This is a genomic window from Roseateles subflavus, from assembly GCF_030285365.1.
In the GTDB taxonomy this organism is placed as follows: domain Bacteria; phylum Pseudomonadota; class Gammaproteobacteria; order Burkholderiales; family Burkholderiaceae_C; genus Roseateles_B; species Roseateles_B subflavus.
In genome coordinates this window covers 613,201-631,193 of record NZ_JASVDS010000003.1, presented here as the reverse complement: position 1 = coordinate 631,193, position 17,993 = coordinate 613,201, and the positions used below count along the sequence as shown (strand labels likewise).

At 69.8% G+C, this 17,993-nt stretch carries 19 protein-coding genes; 4 read left to right on the top strand and 15 right to left on the bottom strand.

Annotated features, from left to right (window positions below):
- The first annotated feature begins 18 nt into the window (after window positions 1–18).
- From QRD43_RS13850 to QRD43_RS13840, 3 genes are read left to right on the top strand one after another with little or no spacing between them, the layout of a single operon-like run.
- A complete protein-coding gene (locus QRD43_RS13850) occupies window positions 19–2,340 on the top strand; it encodes a TonB-dependent receptor plug domain-containing protein (RefSeq protein ID WP_342399042.1) in 2,322 nt (773 codons plus the stop codon).
- The gene (locus tag QRD43_RS13845; RefSeq protein WP_285983054.1) at window positions 2,337–2,774 is read left to right on the top strand and encodes a glutaredoxin family protein; all 438 of its coding nucleotides are present in this window, start codon (window positions 2,337–2,339) and stop codon (window positions 2,772–2,774) included. Before QRD43_RS13850 ends, QRD43_RS13845 begins: the two co-directional genes overlap by 4 nt.
- Window positions 2,775–2,822: 48 nt before the next feature.
- A complete protein-coding gene (locus tag QRD43_RS13840) occupies window positions 2,823–3,050 on the top strand; it encodes a hypothetical protein (protein WP_285983053.1) in 228 nt (75 codons plus the stop codon).
- A 25-nt stretch (window positions 3,051–3,075) separates the two neighbouring features.
- Here the strand turns inward: QRD43_RS13840 and clsB are convergent, their stop codons facing one another.
- The 15 genes from clsB to QRD43_RS13765 all read right to left on the bottom strand — a co-directional run bounded on the left by clsB (window position 3,076) and on the right by QRD43_RS13765 (window position 16,365).
- The gene (gene clsB, locus QRD43_RS13835) at window positions 3,076–4,359 is read right to left on the bottom strand and encodes a cardiolipin synthase ClsB (RefSeq protein ID WP_285983052.1); all 1,284 of its coding nucleotides are present in this window, start codon (window positions 4,357–4,359) and stop codon (window positions 3,076–3,078) included.
- 3 nt (window positions 4,360–4,362) lie between these two features.
- The gene (locus tag QRD43_RS13830; protein ID WP_285983051.1) at window positions 4,363–5,187 is read right to left on the bottom strand and encodes an endonuclease/exonuclease/phosphatase family protein; all 825 of its coding nucleotides are present in this window, start codon (window positions 5,185–5,187) and stop codon (window positions 4,363–4,365) included.
- Window positions 5,187–5,750, bottom strand: a complete 564-nt coding sequence (gene nudB, locus QRD43_RS13825; RefSeq protein ID WP_434063876.1) for a dihydroneopterin triphosphate diphosphatase — start codon at window positions 5,748–5,750, stop codon at window positions 5,187–5,189. The genes QRD43_RS13830 and nudB overlap by 1 nt, the downstream gene beginning before the upstream one ends.
- A 60-nt stretch (window positions 5,751–5,810) precedes the next feature.
- The gene (locus QRD43_RS13820) at window positions 5,811–6,191 is read right to left on the bottom strand and encodes a tautomerase family protein (RefSeq protein ID WP_285983050.1); all 381 of its coding nucleotides are present in this window, start codon (window positions 6,189–6,191) and stop codon (window positions 5,811–5,813) included.
- Window positions 6,192–6,288: 97 nt separating this feature from the next.
- Window positions 6,289–7,083, bottom strand: a complete 795-nt coding sequence (locus QRD43_RS13815; RefSeq protein ID WP_285983049.1) for a CsgG/HfaB family protein — start codon at window positions 7,081–7,083, stop codon at window positions 6,289–6,291.
- Window positions 7,084–7,227: 144 nt separating this feature from the next.
- Window positions 7,228–7,719 carry an ASCH domain-containing protein gene (locus tag QRD43_RS13810; RefSeq protein WP_285983048.1) on the bottom strand — a complete coding sequence of 164 codons (492 nt, stop codon included), beginning with the start codon at window positions 7,717–7,719 and terminating at the stop codon, window positions 7,228–7,230.
- Window positions 7,720–7,764: 45 nt separating this feature from the next.
- A complete protein-coding gene (locus QRD43_RS13805; protein ID WP_285983047.1) occupies window positions 7,765–8,361 on the bottom strand; it encodes a transglutaminase-like domain-containing protein in 597 nt (198 codons plus the stop codon).
- A gap of 46 nt (window positions 8,362–8,407) precedes the next feature.
- Window positions 8,408–8,764: a hypothetical protein gene (locus QRD43_RS13800; protein WP_285983046.1), complete on the bottom strand. Its 357-nt coding sequence runs from the start codon at window positions 8,762–8,764 to the stop codon at window positions 8,408–8,410.
- 149 nt (window positions 8,765–8,913) lie between these two features.
- A complete protein-coding gene (locus QRD43_RS13795; protein ID WP_285983045.1) occupies window positions 8,914–9,321 on the bottom strand; it encodes a hypothetical protein in 408 nt (135 codons plus the stop codon).
- Between the two features lie 228 nt (window positions 9,322–9,549).
- The gene (aspS, locus tag QRD43_RS13790) at window positions 9,550–11,346 is read right to left on the bottom strand and encodes an aspartate--tRNA ligase (protein WP_285983044.1); all 1,797 of its coding nucleotides are present in this window, start codon (window positions 11,344–11,346) and stop codon (window positions 9,550–9,552) included.
- A 121-nt stretch (window positions 11,347–11,467) separates the two neighbouring features.
- On the bottom strand, window positions 11,468–12,145 hold the full coding sequence (locus tag QRD43_RS13785) for a DUF502 domain-containing protein (RefSeq protein ID WP_285983043.1): 678 nt from the start codon (window positions 12,143–12,145) through the stop codon (window positions 11,468–11,470).
- A gap of 34 nt (window positions 12,146–12,179) precedes the next feature.
- A complete protein-coding gene (locus tag QRD43_RS13780) occupies window positions 12,180–12,503 on the bottom strand; it encodes an FmdB family zinc ribbon protein (protein ID WP_285983042.1) in 324 nt (107 codons plus the stop codon).
- 152 nt (window positions 12,504–12,655) lie between these two features.
- Entirely contained in the window at window positions 12,656–14,131 is a 1,476-nt protein-coding gene (locus QRD43_RS13775) for a high affinity choline transporter 1 (protein ID WP_285983041.1), read from the bottom strand.
- Between the two features lie 128 nt (window positions 14,132–14,259).
- Window positions 14,260–15,831 (bottom strand): ubiquinone biosynthesis regulatory protein kinase UbiB, encoded by a 1,572-nt coding sequence (ubiB, locus tag QRD43_RS13770; RefSeq protein ID WP_285983040.1) that lies wholly within the window; start codon window positions 15,829–15,831, stop codon window positions 14,260–14,262.
- An 18-nt stretch (window positions 15,832–15,849) separates the two neighbouring features.
- Complete coding sequence (locus QRD43_RS13765) at window positions 15,850–16,365, bottom strand: hypothetical protein (protein ID WP_285983039.1); 516 nt, start codon at window positions 16,363–16,365, stop codon at window positions 15,850–15,852.
- Window positions 16,366–16,593: 228 nt separating this feature from the next.
- On the opposite strand from QRD43_RS13765, the gene QRD43_RS13760 reads away from it, so the two are divergent.
- On the top strand, window positions 16,594–17,988 hold the full coding sequence (locus QRD43_RS13760; RefSeq protein ID WP_285983038.1) for an undecaprenyl-phosphate glucose phosphotransferase: 1,395 nt from the start codon (window positions 16,594–16,596) through the stop codon (window positions 17,986–17,988).
- Window positions 17,989–17,993 lie beyond the last annotated feature (5 nt).

Sequence of the window (17,993 nt, the reverse complement as noted above, 5' to 3'; positions counted from 1 at the left end):
CTGATGCGCTGACATGCGCTGAGGGCGCAGCCTCGTGCAAACCCCTATCAATCGCGCACCGGCGCCGCCCATCTGCGCCAGCGTGCCGCTCTATACTGCCGCCCCGGAAAAAATACCATCACAAGTCCGTGTCCGTTAGAAGCACTGCAGGGCTGCAGTCCCTGTACGGGCTGCTCATGGCGGCCGCCGTGGCGCAAGCGCAAGAGGAGCGCCCCCCGTCCGGACCTCCCGAAGGTTGAAGTCAATGGCCGTGCCGAGGACGCTGCCGAGCGCCGCGATGTCCTGGCGGGCAAGCGCGTCATCGGGCGCAAGGCCATCGAGGCCAGCGGCCAGACGCAGGTGCAGGAGCTGCTGAAACAGGAGCCGGGCGTCACCGTCTCCGGGAGCGGCCGGGTGGGACTGCTGGGCCTGCCGGGCTACACGCAGATCCTGATCAACGGCGCCCCGCCGCCCGCCGGCCGGCCGCCGCTGGAGATGGACCTGGTGCACGTGGAGCGCATCGAGATCGTCAAGGGCAGCCTGGCCGAGTTCGGGCCTTATGGCGTGGCGGGCACGATCAACGTGGTGACCCGCTCGGGTCTGAGCAGCGGCCAGGAGAGCTGGCGCGTGGGCGCCGGCGGCAGCCGCGTGGGGGCCGACATGAACCTGGCGGCGAGCCAGACGCTCCGCCCGCACGGCGCCACGTGGCGCCTCGCCAACCGCCTCTCCCTGAGCCGGCGCCAGACGGATGTGATGCAGACGGAGGCCCTGTCTCGCGAATCACCAGCCGCCTCGCAACGCCTGCAGCAGACGCAGGAACGCGGCATGGACAGCAGCGGTTCGCTCAGCGCTGCCAGCACCTGGAGCTGGCCTCGCAGCGACAGCGAACGGTGGGAAGCCGCGCCCTCGATCTTCCTCATGCAGACGGGTTTGGCCCGCCATCGCCGCAGCGACGCCACGCTCGGCGACCCTGGGCCTGGCAGCCGCCTCGTCACCAGCCGGACCGACGCCTCCGGCCGCCTGCAGATGCTGGAGATGCCCGTCAAATGGCATCGCACCCTGGCGTCCGATCAGGAGCTGGACCTCGAGCTCGTCCCCACCCGGATGCGGACCGAGCGCCGCAGCCGTCGCACCGACGCGTGGGACGATGCCCCCCCGATGCTGCGGACAGGCACCGAACAGACGCGGCGCCATCAGCTGCGCGCCAAGCTGGATTGGAGCGGCAGCTGGACGGACGCCCATGAGTTCAAGGCCGGCGCGACGTGGTTCCAGTGGCAGGAGCACCAGGCGCTGGACCAGGAGCAGGATGGGCAGACCGATCCCACGCTGGCGCTCTTCGGCCCCGAGCGGGAGGTCCGCAACCAGAGCCTGACGGCCTTTGTGCAGGACGAATGGACGCTGGGCCCGCGCTGGGCCCTGAACCTGGGACTGAGCCATGAACAGCGCCGCTGGCAGCAGCTCGACGGGCGGCTGTCCTCGCAAAGCCGCAGCGCCATCAGCTCGCCGTCCGCCCACCTCGCGTGGAAGCTCGACGCCCAGGGGGCGCAGCGCCTGCGCCTCTCCCTGGCTCGCAGCTTCAATACGCCGGAGTCCCACCAGCTCACCGCGCGACCGCAGCTGAACCCGCTGGCCCCCTGCCCCGCGCACTTGCCCTGCGGTCCCAACAGCCCGGACACTGCAGACAACGTCGGCAATCCGGCGTTGCGGCCGGAGGTCGCCGAGGGTGCGAACCTGAGCTTTGACTCGACGAACGGCGATCAGCGGTGGACGCTCGAAGCCTTCGGCCGGCGCCTGCACGAGGTGATCGGCCAGGAGCTGCTGCTCCTGCAGACGCCCTGGGCCCCCGAGGGGCGCTACGTGCAGCGGCCGATCAACCTGGGCGAAGCCTGGACCTATGGGCTCAGCATCGAGGCCCGCGGCAAGCTCGCGGCCGGGTCACCGGCCGTGCAGCCGTTGGAATGGCGCGGAGTCCTGAACCTGGCGCGTTCGCGCCTGAAGACGCTCAGCGGCCCGGACAACCATCTGGCCGAGCAGTCGCCCTGGAGCCTCAAGCTGGGCCTCAGGCAGAAGCTCAAGCAGCAGCCGCTGGAGTGGAGCGTGGATGCCAGCTGGACGCCGGGACTGTGGACGCAGACGGGCGAGAACCGCCGACTGTTCGTCTCACGCCGGGAGGAGCTGGGCGCCAGCCTGGCGTGGACCTTCAGCCCGAAGCTGCGCCTGCGCCTGCAGGCCAGCAATCTGCGGCCGCGGGATGCCCGGTCGGAAGAGTGGCTGCAGGAGGACGGGCCGGCGTCGCTGCGCCGGCAGGTGCGCCGCCCCGGCTTCGCGCGTCTGGGCCTGCAGCTGGAGCTCAAGCCGTGAGCGACCCCGGCACAACCGTCGCACGGCGGCGCCGCGGGGCGCTGACGGTGCTGCTGTGCCTCGCCGCCCTCGGGCTCGCAGGGCTCGCCGGGAAGTACGCCGGGACGTACGCCGCACGCCTCGCAAATCGCGCGGTGTCCGCCGTGGTCCCGGGCGACCATGCCCCGCTCCTGGCCGACAAGGCGGCGGCCGTCTCGCTCTACGGCACCCGCAGCTGCCCGCCCTGCGCCGCGGCGCGCCGGCATCTGCAGGAGGCCGGCATCGCCTTCAATGACCTGGACCTCACGACGGACGCGCAGGCGCTGGGCGAGTACCGGCGCCTGGCCGCCGGCGCCGTGCCGCTGCTCGTCACGCGGCGCGGCCACCTGGTCGGATTCCGGCCGGCCGACATCGACACGCTGATCGCGCCGCTCCCCCGGCGGCCCGCACCCTGACACGGCGCCTAGCTTCGTGCGCCCCCTGCCCTGCCCTCAACGAACCGCATGCCCATGACACCCCTGCGCCCCGCCCTCCGGCACCTCATCCTCCTGACCGCCTGCCTGAGCTTTGCGCTGAGCGCCAGCGCCGAGTGGGACGCGCAGGCCTGCTACGAACGCTGCGTCGAGGTCCTGACGCGCCGCGCCAAGGACGAGGGCAAGGACGGCAAGCCGCTCACGGAGAAGGACGAGGAGAAGATCCGCCTCAAGTGCAAGGACGTCTGCAAGTCCTGAGCGCCGCCGCGCGGCCCGGGGGGTGTCAGTACCGCCCCGTCGCCCCCGCCACGCGCAGGTAGACATACGCCGCCCAGGCCACCAGCCCGCGCCGCAGCACGGCCTGCAGGCCGGTGCCCACGGCGCGCTCGTCGGCGATGCGCACCGAGCCCGCCAGCGCCGTCTCGAAGGCCGCCTCCACCTCGCCCGCCACCGCCTCATCCTCGACGACGACGTTGGACTCGAGGTTCAGCAGCAGGGAGAGCGGGTCGATGTTGGAGCTGCCCACGGTCGCCCAGCGCCCGTCCACGACGGCGACCTTGGCATGCAGGAAGGCCTGCGTGTACTCGTGGATCTCGATGCCGCGGCTCAGCAGCTCGGCATACAGCGCATGGGCGGCCATCGCGGCGATGCGGTAGTCCACCTTGCCCTGCAGCAGCAGGCGCACGCGCACGCCGCGCCGGGCCGCCCCGAGCAGCGCGCGGCGGAAGGCGCGGCCGGGATAGAAGTAGGGCGTGACGAGGTCCACCGCCTGCTCCGCGCCGCGGATGGCCTCGATGTAGGCCCGCTCGATGGTGCGGCGCTGGCGGAGGTTGTCCCGCAGCACGAAGGCCGCGGCCACGGGCGGCAGCGCCTGCTCGGCCACCACCGGCTCGCGCCCGGGCATGCGCAGGCGGCCGAAGAGCCGGCGCACGCGCTGCAGGGGCTCGGGGCTGCGCACCAGGGCCAGCAGCTCCTCGCCGAAGTCACGGCCCAGCCAGGCGCGCGTCCAGACCGCACGCGCCGCCTGGTGCACCGGCTCGACCACGGGGCCGCGCAGGCCGAAGGCGAAGTCCAGGCGGGGCTCGTCCAGCGCGCCGTGGTTCAGGTCCATGCGGTCGCCGATGATGTTGATGCCGCCCACGAAGGCCTGCTCGCCGTCGACGACGCACAGCTTCTGGTGCAGCCGCCGCAGCTGACCGGGCTGCAGCCAGCGCCACCAGCGGTCCATCGGGCGGAAGATGGCCAGCGCCACGCCGCTGCCGTCCAGCTGCTCCTTCAGCCAACCGAGGCTCGCCTTGGAGCCGAAGCCGTCCACCACCACCCGCACGCGCACGCCACGCGCCGCGGCCCCGCGCAGCGCCGCCACGAGGGACGCGCCGGCCTCGTCGTGATGGAAGATGTAGGTCGCCAGCCAGACCTCGTGCCGCGCCACTGCGATGGCCGCCTCCTGCGCGGGGAAGAGCGCGTCACCGCCCTGCAGCAGGCGCACCTCGTTGCCGCCGCTGAACTGCGGCCTGAGCACCGCGTGCCAGGTGAGCTGGTGGCCGAAGTCCCCCGGGGCCGGCATGGCTCAGGCCAGGGCCAGTTCGGCCAGCAGCGGCAGGTGGTCCGACATGCGGGCCCAGCTGCTGCCCCGCGGCACCTTCAGCCGGGTGCAGCTGAGGCCGCGGGTGTAGACGCGGTCCAGCGCGAACACGGGCACGCGCGAGGGGAAGGTGGCCGGGCGCGGGCGCCCCGCCGGGTCCTCCGCGCGCTGCAGACCGCACTCGCGCATGGCGGGGTCGAGGCGCTCGCCCCAGTCGTTGAAGTCCCCCGCCACGATCAGCCGCGCGCCGGCCGGCACGTGGGCGTCGATGAACTCGGCCAGCCGCTGCACCTGGCGCACACGGCTGCTGTGCATCAGACCCAGGTGCGCGACGACGGCGTGCAGCTCCTGCCCCTGCCAGCGCACGGGCACATGCAGGAGGCCGCGCTGCTCGAAGCGGTGATCGGAGACGTCGTGGTGGCCGATGTCCCCCAGCGGAAAGCGGGACAGCAGCGCGTTGCCGTGCTCGCCATGGCGCGTCACGGCATTGGTGCGGTAGGCCACCTGGTAGCCCGTCGGGGCGAGGAACTCCGCCTGCCCCTCGTCCGGCCAGCCGAAGAAGGTGTGGTCGAACTGCCGCGCCTCGCGGTGGTGGAAGTGCCGCACCTCCTGCAGGAAGACGAGGTCCGCATCCAGGGCCTCGACGCCCAGGCCGAGGTTGTGGATCTCCAGGCGCTTGGCCGGCCCGACGCCGCGCACGCCCTTGTGGATGTTGTAGGTCGCGACCTTCAGCCGGGCCGGGCCGGCATCGCCCGCGGGCGCGCCGGGCGGGGCCTCGAAGCTGGAATGGCGAAAGCCCCCGGGGCGCATCAGCGGGTCTCCTCGTCAGGGCAGGTCTGCGCGCCGGCCTCATGGAAGCGGGCCAGATGCAGGATGGCCTCGGCGTTGGACGGCGAGAAGCACAGGTCGGCCGCCTCGCGCCAGGGCAGCCAGCGGTACTGCAGGTGCTCGCGCGGCGCGAGGCGCACCGCCGTGCCGGCCGGCACCGTGAGGCCGAAGACGTGCTCGGTGTTGCGGGTCACGCCGGGCGCATAGCGGTGGCGCCAGACGGGATAGATCTCGTAGACATTGGCCAGCGCCCAGTCACGCAGCGCGGCCAGGGGCACGGCGGGGGTGCCGACCTCGATGCCCGTCTCCTCCTGCACCTCGCGCCGGGCGGTGGCGTCCAGGGCTTCGTCCGGCCGGTCCTTGGAGCCGGTCACGCACTGCCAGAAGCCAGGGCGGTCGGCGCGTTCCAGCATCAGCACCTGCAGGTCCGGCGTGTGGATCACCACGAGCACGGATTCAGGGATCTTGAACGGTCGGGGCCCGGCCTCGGTCACCGGGGCAGTGGCCGGGTCGGGTGCAGGGGAAACGGCGGGACTGGCAGACATGCCCGAAAGCATAGCCCAGCCCCGGCGCGGCTGTCCCGCCGGGGGCCGCACACCGGCCGTTCAGATGTGGATTTGCCGGCCGCCCGCGAAGGACCAGTTCTCCCACTGCGTCTCCTGGATCACGAGCATCAGCTGCTCGGGATCCAGGCCCAGCGCCTCCCAGCGCGCCACCAGCCCGGCCAGCAGCTGCCGCTTGACCTTGACGCTGCGCCCCACGGACCACAGCAGCTCGACCAGCACGAAGTCCTCGCCGCGCGGCCGGGCGGTGTCGGGGTAGTGGGCGTCGAAGCGGAAGTCGTCGGGGCCGAGCTCCAGCACGCGCTGGAAGCGGTCGGCTTCCGGCACGCCCACGGACACGAGCGCGCCGTGCACGGCGTCCAGCACCTGGCGCTTGAATTCGGGGGACTTCGGGGCTTGGACGGTGATCGTCACGAGAGGCATGGCGCGGCTCCTGCAGCCGCCAGGAGGGCGACCGAGCCTCGATTGTGCGAGCCCGGCGCCCGGGCCGGCCGACCGCCCGCCAAGCCCGACAGCGGGGTCAGGTCTTGCCGTGCTTGGTGGCCACGGGCGGCGGGAGGTCCTTGGCGGCCAGCTCGCGCACCTGCACGACCAGCTTGTTGTGGGCGTCCAGGAAGGCCGCGGCGATCACCTTGCCCTCGTTGCTGTTGGCCCAGCCGGCGCCGCCGGCGCCGCCCAGCTTGCCGACCACGAGGCCGCCCATGCCCAGGTCCGTCACGCGGACGGAGCCGGTGGCGGCGGCCAGCTGCTCGGTGGTCTCGTTGTCCGTCAGCAGCAGGGCGACCTGCGCTTCCTTGAGCTTGACCTGCTCGGCGGCGGCCACGAACTTGTTCAGCACGGGGATCTGCGCCATGAGGCCCCCCACCTCGCGGCCGGCGTTCTGCTCGCTGAAGGTCAGGCTGGGCGTCAGGCTGTACTGCGCCTCGTAGCCGCGGCCCTTGTGCACGGTATTGCCTTCCTTGCGCAGGATGCCGGCGTCCTTGAGCTCCTGCTCCTTGATCGTGGCCTTGAGGCCGGCTGAGCGGTCCACCACGCGGAAGCAGCCGCTTTGCTGCGCCAGCAGGCGGATCAAAGGCACCGGGGAGCTGGGCAGGCCGTAGCTGCCGGAGACGGTGTAGCCGTTGGGGTTCTCGACCAGGGCCAGCGTGGCCACCGGCGCATCGCACTTCACCAGCTCCTTGCTGGCCTGGTGGGCGCCGGCCGCGCCGGCGGAGCCGGTGATCTCGGAGCTGCCCTCTCCCAGCTTGGCGCCCTGCTTGCCGCAAGCGGCCAGCAGCAGCACGAAGGCCAGCGTGGGCAGGTGTCGATGGATCATGTGGAGCTCCCCGGTTGAATCTCTTGTGGATCAGGGTCCGCATTCTCCGGTAGGCGAACTGCGGAAATCTTTACCAAATGTATGTTTGCCCCCCGGGGATCGGGGGCCGGCGAGGCCGCAGGGACGCCCGACGCGGCGCCGGGTTCAGCGCCCCGCCGCCTGGCCGGCGCTGTGCGGATACACCAGGTCAAAGCACTCGCAGCACACCAGCAGGTCCTCGGAGAACGTTCGCCCCGCGGCATCGGCCTCCCGGGTGAAGTAGGCGCGATGCGCTTCCCGCCAGTACGCCAGCGAGCCGTCGCCCTCCCCTTCCACAGCCGCGAAGGCCGCCGTGACGTCCTTGAAGGGCAGCACCTCGATCGAGCGGGTCTCGATCACGCCCACCGGCGCGCCGGACCCATCCAGCATCACGCTGAGGTCGCCCGGTTTCGGCAGCGGCAAGCCTTGCGCCTCGAACGATCCGACCGAGGCGGCCGTCCCGCGCTTGACGCCCTTCAGCACGAGCGCCGCCAGCTCGTCGGCGAGCGCCTGGCTGTCGCCGAAGGTGCAGGCCTCGAAGAAGCGCGCGTCGTCCACGCCGCCCACGGAGGCGGAGAAGGCTTGCCAGTAGTCGCGCAGGTGGGCGGGGATGGGCATGGGCAGCTCCGGAAGGGGTCAGGGGCGTCGAGGTGCTTGCTGGGGTCAGGTCTTGCCATGCCCGGTCTGCACGACCTCGACATCCGGCAGCGCGGCCAGCACCTGCTCGTAGGTCTGGCATCGCCCCAGCAGCTCGGTGATGAGCGGCAGGGGCTCCGCCCAGATCTCGGGAAAGTCGCGCTCCTGCGGACCGCTGGGCACGTAGGCCAGCACCTCCTCGGGCGGGCAGAAGCGCGTGGCGATGCCGGGCTTGTCGCCACGGGGGTCGATGCGGTACCAGCCGATGTCGGGCAGATGCACCGCGTTCAGGCCGTGGAGGCAGAACCGGGACCCGCTGTCATCGGCCGACAGCCGTTGATAGCAGAGCCCGGCCGGGATGCCATTGGCCCGCAGCAGCGCGGCCAGCAGGTGGCTCTTGGCGTAGCAGAAGCCGGTCTTGTGGCGCAGCACGTCCGAGGCCTTGCAGGTCACCGGGTTGAGCTGGAAGTCCGAGCTGTGGCGGATCTCGTCCCGGACAAACTCGAAACACCGCCGGACCCGCTCAAGCGCGGAGTCGGCCCCCTCGGTCAGGGACTGCGCGACGGCCATGACCTCGGCGTGATGGAAATCGATGACGGGGCTGGCATGGAGGTAGCGGTGCATGGGCGGCAGTATGCGCTGGCAGGCCGACGGGATCCCGCCGACACCCCTACCACTTGCCCAGCATCTGCGCAGACGCCCCTTGCCGGGCCAGCACGACCAGCTCGCGGGTCACCGAGAGCATCCAGCGATGCAGCGGCGCATCCGGGTCCGTGAAGTGCCGGGCCGTGACCTGCGGCGCCGGTGCCGGGCAGAACTGGTACACCTCCGCGAGGATCTGCGTCGCGAGCCGCAGGGACTCGTCGTAGTCCGGCGTGTCACCACGGGGCACCGCGGCGCCGACATAGCCGGCAAGACAGGCCACGAACAGGTCCTGGCGCGTGTACGCCCGCGCGTCGGCGTCGCCTTGCGCGAACGCGGAGCCGGTGGCGAGAAGCAGGGGCAGCGTGAGGAGGAGGGATCGCATGGGGTGGGGCGTGAGCTTGAAGTGCAGTTGCGGATCGCGTTGAGTGGGGGTGGCGCCGTTGCGCATCTGGAATCGCGGGGTCAGGTCTTGACGTTGAAGCGGAGCGGCGAGCGGCGGTTGGCCGGCGTGAGTCGGCTTGAGCTGACGACTTAGGCCATATCTGGCAGCGCGGGCGGAAAGAACCTGGCGAGCAAGCCAGTGGCCAGGACGGCACCGGCCGGGACCAGCGTGAGTTCGACGGCAGACATGATGACCGTGGCGGTCTGGGTCGTCGCGGCGTAGGCAAGAAGGTCGCTGAGGCGAAGAGCCATAAGGGGCGATGACACGAGGAGCGCGGCGGCCAAGTACCGCGACGGGAACAACCTGACGAGGGGATAGGCGACCAGCATGCCGCCGACGATGGCGCCCACCGCGGCAGAACTGACCATTTCCATGTAGGGCCGAGGCGTGACCCGAGGAAACAGAAGGCCTGCAAACGACATGGACCCATAAGCGTTCCCAAGGAAGAGCGCTACCGCAAGCGGAAGAAGCGCGACCATCTTTGCGAGACTCTTCATGGGGCCTAACGTAATTTCGACCGTGCAGCGTACCAAAGTTCAGGCTGGGTAACGTGCCGAGACAGCGCCCATCGACGTCCACGAATCCCCCACGACGGAGCTTGCCGGGCCCATGTCTCCCAGCGTGTCAGGCGGCCCACAAACCGCAGGATGCATGCGGCCATGAAAAAGGGCAGCCGAAGCTGCCCTCTTGGTGCGCGGCGGATGCGCCGGGCATCCGCCAGATCCTCAAGCGCCGGTCGCGGCCGCCGCATTGCGCAGACGGATGTGCAGCTCGCGCAGCTGCTTCTCGTCCACGTTGGAGGGAGCGCCGGTCAGCAGGCACTGGGCACGCTGGGTCTTGGGGAAGGCGATCACGTCGCGGATGGACTCGGCCTTGGTCATCAGCGTCACCAGACGGTCCAGGCCGAAGGCCAGGCCGCCGTGCGGGGGCGCGCCGTACTGCAGGGCGTCCAGCAGGAAGCCGAACTTGATGCGCTGGTCTTCCGGGCTGATGTTCAGGGCCTCGAAGACCTTGGCCTGCACTTCGGCACGGTGGATACGCACCGAACCGCCACCCAGCTCCCAGCCGTTCAGGACCATGTCGTAGGCCTTGGCGATGCACTTGCCCGGGTCCGTGGCCATGTAGTCCTCGTGACCGTCCTTGGGGGCGGTGAACGGGTGGTGCACGGCGTTCCAGCGGCTCTCGTCCTCGTCATGCTCGAACATCGGGAAGTCGACGACCCACAGCGGCGCCCAGCGGTCCTCGAACAGGCCCTTGGCCTTCGCGAACTCGCTGTGACCGACCTTCAGGCGCAGCGCGCCGATGGCGTCGTTGACGATCTTGGCCTTGTCGGCACCGAAGAAGAGGATGTCGCCGTCCTGCGCGCCGGTGCGGGTCAGGATGGCCTGGATGGCCGCGTCGTGCAGGTTCTTGACGATGGGCGACTGCAGGCCGTCACGGCCCTTGGCCACTTCGTTGACCTTGATCCAGGCCAGGCCCTTGGCGCCGTAGATCTTGACGAACTCGGTGTAGCTGTCGATCTCGCCGCGCGAGAGCTCGGCACCGCCGGGCACGCGCAGGGCGACCACGCGGCCGCCCGGGGTCGTGGCAGGGGTCGAGAAGACCTTGAAGTCCACATCGCCCATGGCATCGGTCAGCTCGGTGAACTGCAGCTTGACGCGCAGGTCCGGCTTGTCCGAGCCGTAGAGGTGCATGGCGTCGGCGTACTTCATCACCGGGTACTCGCCCAGGTCCACGTTCATGGCCTTCTGGAAGACGTGGCGGATCATGCCCTCGAACATCGAGCGGATCTCCTCTTCGGTCAGGAAGGAGGTCTCGATATCGATCTGGGTGAACTCGGGCTGGCGGTCGGCGCGCAGGTCCTCGTCACGGAAGCACTTGGTGATCTGGTAGTAGCGGTCGTAGCCGGCCACCATCAGCAGCTGCTTGAACAGCTGGGGCGACTGCGGCAGGGCGAAGAACATGCCGTCGTGCACGCGGCTGGGCACGAGGTAGTCGCGGGCGCCTTCCGGGGTGCTCTTGGTGAGCATCGGGGTCTCGATGTCGATGAAGCCCTGCTCGTCCAGGTACTTGCGGCACTCCATGGCCACGCGGTAGCGCAGCTTCAGGTTGTTCTGCATGTACGGGCGGCGCAGGTCCAGCACGCGGTGCGTGAGGCGGGTGGTCTCCGAGAGGTTCTCGTCGTCCAGCTGGAACGGGGGCGTGACGCTGGGGTTCAGCACTTCCAGCTCATGGCACAGCACTTCCACCTTGCCGCTCACCAGGCCGGCGTTCTCGGTGCCGGCCGGGCGGGCGCGGACCTTGCCGACGATCTTCAGGCAGAACTCGTTGCGCACGCCTTCGGCCGTCTTGAACATGTCGGGGCGGTCCGGGTCGCAGACGATCTGGACCAGGCCTTCGCGGTCGCGCAGGTCGATGAAGATCACGCCGCCGTGGTCGCGGCGACGGTGGGCCCAGCCCATCAGGGTCACGGTCTGGTCGAGCAGCTTTTCGCTGACTTGGCCGGCATAGCAGGTACGCATAGGAGTTCTCCGGGAATTCAGTGGAAGCGGCCGCGGGGTCGAAGGGAGGCGGCCGGCTGGTTCATTCGAGATGGCGCTGGAACGGGCGGGAAGCCCTCAGGATTGAGCACGTGCCCGGTGCTCAACCCGGCTGATTTCGATCGCCGGGGTGGGCGTCGCCGCAAGGGCCGGGGCTGCCGGGCTCGGCGGCCGAGGGGGCCACGACGCCCATCGAGATGATGTACTTCAGGGCCTCGTCCACGCTCATGGCCAGCGGGCGGATCTGGTCGCGGGAGACCATCAGGAAGAAGCCCGAGGTCGGGTTCGGCGTGGTCGGCACGTAGAGGCTGACGTGTTCGCCGCACAGCTGGCTCGCCACCTCGCCGCCGGGCTGGCCGGTCACGAAGGCGATCGTCCAGGACCCCTCGCGCGGGTACTGCACGAGCACGGCCTCGCGGAAGGCGTTGCCGCTGCTCGAGAAGAGCGTGTCGGAGACCTGCTTGACCGAGCTGTAGATGCTCTTGACGATGGGAATGCTGGACAGCAGCTTGTCCCACTGGCGCAGCCACCACTGGCCGAACATGTTCGCCACGAACATGCCGGTGAGGAAGAGGCCGACGGCAAGAATCACGACGCCGAGGCCCGGCACATTGGCCAGGGCCGTCAGCAGGTCATGCGTCGAGACCGGCAGGATGACCTTCAGGGCTCCGATCAGCGAGTGAAAGACGCCATTGACGACGCCCAGGACCTGGTTCAGGACCCAGAGGGTGATCGCCAAGGGGAGCCAGACCAGAAGGCCGGCGATGATGTACTTTCTCACTGGGTTCCCTGTGATGAGGTGCTGGAGCTGCCGCTCAGTGGCAGGCGCAGGAGCCGCCGCAGGCCGTGCCGCCGCTGCTGGAGCCGCTGTCGGTGCTGCTGCTGGCACCGGACGCAGCCTCGCTTGCGGCCGGCGCCGCCGCGGGCGACGTGGCCGTGGCCGTACTGCCGCCGCTGCCTCCCTTGAAGTCGGTCACATACCAGCCCGAGCCCTTGAGCTGGAAGCCGGCTGCGGTGATCTGCTTCTGGAAGGCCTCGGCGCCACAGGCCGGGCAGGTGCTCAGCGGTGCGTCAGAGAGCTTTTGCAGCACGTCCTTGGCGTGACCGCATGAACCACAGCGGTAAGCGTAGATCGGCATGATGTTCTAAGCTGTTGATCGAAAAGGCGAAATTATAGGGGCCGGCAGGCGACCCCCACCCTGCGGACGGGCCGGAAGCCTGGCCGCGACGCCCAGATGCGGGCCTTTGCCGCGGATTCAAGGCCCGTTCGGACCCCGAATCCACCGCCGATTCAGGCCTGGGCCTCGTCCGGCAGGCCCTTGACGTGGTGCTTGTGCTCGTGGCGGTTCTTCAGCCATTGCGGCGCCAGCGAGCCGACGATCATCGCCACGACGCCCGTCAGCAGGCCGGCCAGCTGGCCCGGGAAGAGCTCGCCCAGCAGGCTGACCTGGGGCAGGAAGGCGATCCACACGCCGATGCCGCCCACCAGGGAGAAGATGGCGCCCTGCGTCGTCGCCCGGCTCCAGTACAGGCCGAAGACCAGCGGCACGAAGGCGCCGACCAGCGTCACCTGGTAGGCCGAGGACACCAGCTCGTAGATCGAGGTGCCCTTCATCGCGATGGCATAGGCCAGCACGAGGCCCGCGAAGATGATGATGGTCAGGCGCATGGACAGCAGCTGCTGCTTGTCGCCCATGTGCGGGCGCAGGTTCTTGAGGATGTTCTCGACGAAGCTGGTCGAGGGCGCCAGCAGCGTGGCCGACGACGTGCTCTTGATGGCCGACAGCAGCGCGCCGAAGAAGAGGATCTGCATCACCAGGGGCATGCGCTCCAGCACGAACATGGGGAGCAGCTTCTGGTAGTCGTCGCGGGCGATGTCCAGGGCCTGCTGGCCCATCACCACCACGGCGCTGGCCACGATGAACATGGGCACGGCGGCGAAGAGGATGTAGCTCGCACCGCCGATCATGGCGCCGTTGCGCGCCGTCTTCTCGTCCTTGGCGGACATCACGCGCTGGAACACGTCCTGCTGCGGGATGGAGCCCAGCATCATGGTCACGGCGGCGCCGATGAACATGGCGACGTCGGTGAACTTGGGCTCGGGCATGAACTTGAACAGGTCCTTGCTGCGGGCCAGGTCCAGGACCTTGTCGGCGCCGCCGGCGAGGTCGGCCGAGAACACGGCGATCACCGAGAGCCCCACCACGAGCACGATCATCTGGATGAAGTCCGTCCAGGCCACGGCCAGGAAGCCGCCGATCACCACGTAGATCAGCACGGCCAGCGTGCCGACGATCATGCCGGCGGTCTCACTCATGGCGCCGTTGGTCAGCACCGAGAACACGAGGCCCAGGGCCGTGATCTGCGCCGCCACCCAGCCCAGATAGCTCAGGATGATGGCCGTCGAACAGAACACCTCCACGCCCTTGCCGTAGCGCTGGCGGTAGAAGTCGCCGATGGTCAGCAGGTTCTGGCGGTACAGCTTGGTCGCGAAGAAGGCGCCCACCAGGATCAGGCAGGTGCCGGCGCCGAAGGGGTCCTCCACGATGGCATTCAGGCCGCCCTGCACGAACTTGGCGGGGATGCCCATCACGGTCTCGGCCCCGAACCAGGTGGCGAAGGTGGTCGTGATGACCATGACCAGCGGCAGGCTGCGTCCGGCGATGGCGAAGTCGCTCGTGTTCTTGATGCGGGTGCCCGCCCAGACGCCCAGGGCCAGGGTGCCCAGCAGGTAGAGCACGACGAAGACGATCAGCGTGATGTTCATGTCAGAGGCCCGCGGCGAGGCGGGCGTGGCAAAAAGGGGCCAGGAGGATGCGCGCGATCCGGCCGGTTCGGCGCTCAAAAGCGCGCATTATCCGCGAGGCAGGGGCGAAATCCGCCCCTCGCGCGCCCTCAGTACATCAGGGAAGTCCAGAAGCGCAGCAGCCAGGGCGTGGCCAGCAGGCCCAGCACGAAACCGCCCAGGGCGAGCAGGAAACCCATCAGCAGGCGGTTGGTGCGCCGCTGCTCCACCAGCATCGCCCGCAGGAGGGCCGTCTCGTCGGTGGACTGGCCCTGGCGCTTGAGGGCGTCATGCAGCAGGCGAGGGAACTCCGGGAAGAACTGCGCATAGCGCGGCGCCTCCTTCTTGATGCCGTTGAGCAGCGCGCGCCAGCCCACCTGCTCGTTCATCCAGCGCTCGAGGAAGGGCTTGGCGGTCGCCCAGAGGTCCAGCTCCGGGTCCAGCTGGCGACCGAGGCCCTCGATGTTCAGCAGCGTCTTCTGCAGCAGCACCAGCTGCGGCTGGATCTCGACATTGAAGCGGCGGGACGTCTGGAACAGGCGCATCAGCACCTGGCCCAGCGAGATGTCCTTGAGCGGGCGATCGAAGTGCGGTTCGCAGACCGCACGCACGGCCCCCTCGAGCTCATCCACCCGGGTGGAGGCCGGCACCCAGCCGGACTCGATGTGCAGCTCGGCCACGCGCTTGTAGTCGCGGCGGAAGAAGGCGATGAAGTTCTGCGCCAGGTATTCCTTGTCGACCTCGGTGAGCGTGCCGATGATGCCGAAGTCCAGGGCGATGTAGCGCCCGAAGGTGGCGGGATCGAGGCTCACCTGGATGTTGCCCGGGTGCATGTCCGCGTGGAAGAAGCCGTCGCGGAAGACCTGGGTGAAGAAGATGGTGACGCCGTCGCGCGCCAGCTTGGGGATGTCCACCCCCGCCTCGCGCAGGCGCTGGATCTGCGAGATGGGCACGCCGTGCATGCGCTGCATCACGATGACCTGCTGGGTGCAGAGCTCCCAGATCATCTCCGGCACGAGGACCAGGCCCAGGCCGTCCATGTTGCGGCGCAACTGCGTGGCGTTGGCCGCCTCGCGCACGAGATCCAGCTCGTCGTGCAGGTAGTTGTTGAACTCGGCCACCACCTCGCGGGGCTTCAGGCGCCGGCCGTCGGCCGAGAAGCGCTCCACCCAGCCCGCCAGCGTGCGCAACAGGGCGAGGTCGTCCTCGATGACGTCCAGCATGCCCGGGCGCAGCACCTTGACGGCGACCTCGCGGCCGTCCTTCAGCGTGGCGAAGTGCACCTGGGCGATGGAGGCGCTGGCCACCGGCTCGGCCTCGAAGGTCGCGAAGAGCTCCTCGATGGGTTTGCCGAAGGCCTTCTCCACCAGGGCCCGGGACTGCGCCGCCGGGAAGGGCGGCACGCGGTCCTGCAGCTTGGCCAGCTCCTCGACCATGTCGTCGGGCACCAGGTCCCGCCGGGTGGACAGCACCTGGCCGAACTTGACGAAGATCGGCCCCAGATGCTCCAGCGCCAGGCGCAGACGCACGCCGCGCGGCAATTCCCAGGCCCGGCCCACGGACACGAGGCGGTGCAGCAGGCCCAGCAGCCGGTGGCGGCGGAAGCCGGACAGCGCCAGCTCGTCCAGGCCGTACTTGAAGATGGTCCAGCTGATGACCAGCAGGCGGGCGAAGTAGCGCATCGGGGCGTTGTTCCTGGATCAGCCGCCGCGGGACTTCACGAACCCGGCCGCGCCGCGCGCGAAGGCGCCACAGGCCTGGGCCGCCGCCTGGCTCCAGCGGGCCAGCTGGCGGGCGGGCATGGGGCCGACGAGCTTGGCGAGGTCGTCCTCGATGTCCCAGCGCAGGTGCTCCATCAGCCAGCTGATGTCACCGGCGAGGGCGGCGTCGCCCTGGACCTGCACGCCCGGCTTCGCGCCGCTGAGGGCGCCCAGCGCGAGGGCCGCGGGGTTGCTGGCATCGACCTCGAGGCGCAGGGCCTCCTGCGGCGCGCCGTCGAGCCGCTCGAACAGGCCGGCCGGCGTGATGGCCAGCAGCATGTCCGGCGCGGCCGGCAACAGCGCCGGCCAGCCGGCCAGGTGCACCCGCAGCACGCGGCCCGCATGGGGGCGCAGGCGGTCCGTCGCCACGCTTTCGCGGGAGAGGACGTGGTTGAGCAGGAGGGCGATGCGGTCCTGCACCGCCGGCGCGAGGAGCGTCGACCAGTCTTGAATCATGCGCGGATTGTAGGCAGGCCGCGCCGCCCCAGGCTGAGTGGGGGCTGAGTGGCGGCTGAGGGCAGGCCGAGTCGCGGCGGCGCACGGCCCGTGGCCCGGCTGGGTGGCAAGACCCGACCCCACGCCCCTCGACGGCCCGCCCCGGCGCTGCGTCTTGAGGGAGAATCAGCCGCCGGCCGGTCCCGCACACCCTGTGCGCGGCCTGCCCGGCGCCGGAGCTCCCGCCAGATGTTCGAGGAACGCAGCTACAAGAGAACGTTCTACAGCGCCCCCCAGCCGGTCCCGGCCCTGGTCGCGGCGTTCCTGGAGCCCTGCCTCAACGTCGCCTGCTTCCTGGCCGTCAGCGCCTGGTTCGACGAGCCCCTGATCCGTGCGGGCTACGTCCTGTGCCTGCTGGTCTTCACGCTGACCTTCCCCGGCCGGGACCGCTTCAGCACGCACCCGGTCAGCGCCATCACCGACATCGTCAGCCACTGGCTCGTCCTGCTGGGCATCCTGTGGGCCTTCGCCTATGCCACGAGCAGCCTGGGCTATTTCGACACCCGGGTGCTGGCGTGGTGGGCCGGCCTGACGCCGCTGCTGCAGTGGGCCAGCGTGGGCATCGGGCACCGCCTGTTGCGCTGGCGGGCCCGGCGGCCGCGCTCGCGCAGCAGCGCCGTCATCGTGGGGGCCGGACCGCTGGGGGCGAAGGTTGCACAGGCGCTGCTGTCGGACAGCACGCAGGGCCGCGAGCTGCTGGGCTTCTTCGACGACCGCCGGGGTGAGCGGGTGCACGCCGACGCGCGGGATCACCACCTCGGCGCACTGGACGGTCTGGCGCATTTCATCCGCAGCCACAACGTGCGCGAGGTCTACATCACCCTGCCCCTGGGGTCGCAGCCCCGCATCGTGGCGCTGCTGGAGCAGCTGCAGGGCACCACGGCCTCGCTGTTCTTCGTGCCCGACATCTTCGGCATCAGCATCATCCAGGGTCGGCTGCAGGACCTCAACGGCATGGCGGTCGTGGGGATTTGCGACACCCCGTTCACCGGCAGCAACGAGCTGGTCAAGCGGCTCAGCGACCTCGTGCTGGCCAGCCTGATCCTGCTGCTGGTGGCCCCGCTGATGCTGGCCATCGCCGCCGGCGTGAAGCTCAGCTCGCCAGGACCGGTGATCTACAAGCAGCGGCGCAACGGACTGGATGGCGAGGAGATCAAGGTCTACAAGTTCCGTTCGATGCGCGTCATGGACGACACCCCCGAGGTGCGCCAGGCCACGCGGGACGACCCCCGCGTCACCCGCTTCGGCGCCTTCCTGCGTCGCACCTCGCTGGACGAGCTGCCGCAGTTCTTCAATGTGCTGCAGGGCCGCATGAGCATCGTCGGGCCGCGCCCGCATGCGGTGGCCCACAACGAGCAGTACCGGGAGCTGATCAAGGCCTACATGGTCCGGCACAAGGTCAAGCCCGGGATCACGGGATGGGCGCAGGTGAACGGCCTTCGCGGGGAGACCGATACTCTGGACAAGATGCGCGCACGGGTCGAATACGATCTGGAGTACCTGCGCAACTGGTCCCTCGGACTGGACCTCCAGATCATCGCGCGCACCGTCCGGTTGGTGGTGCTCGACCGCAATGCCTATTGAAGACA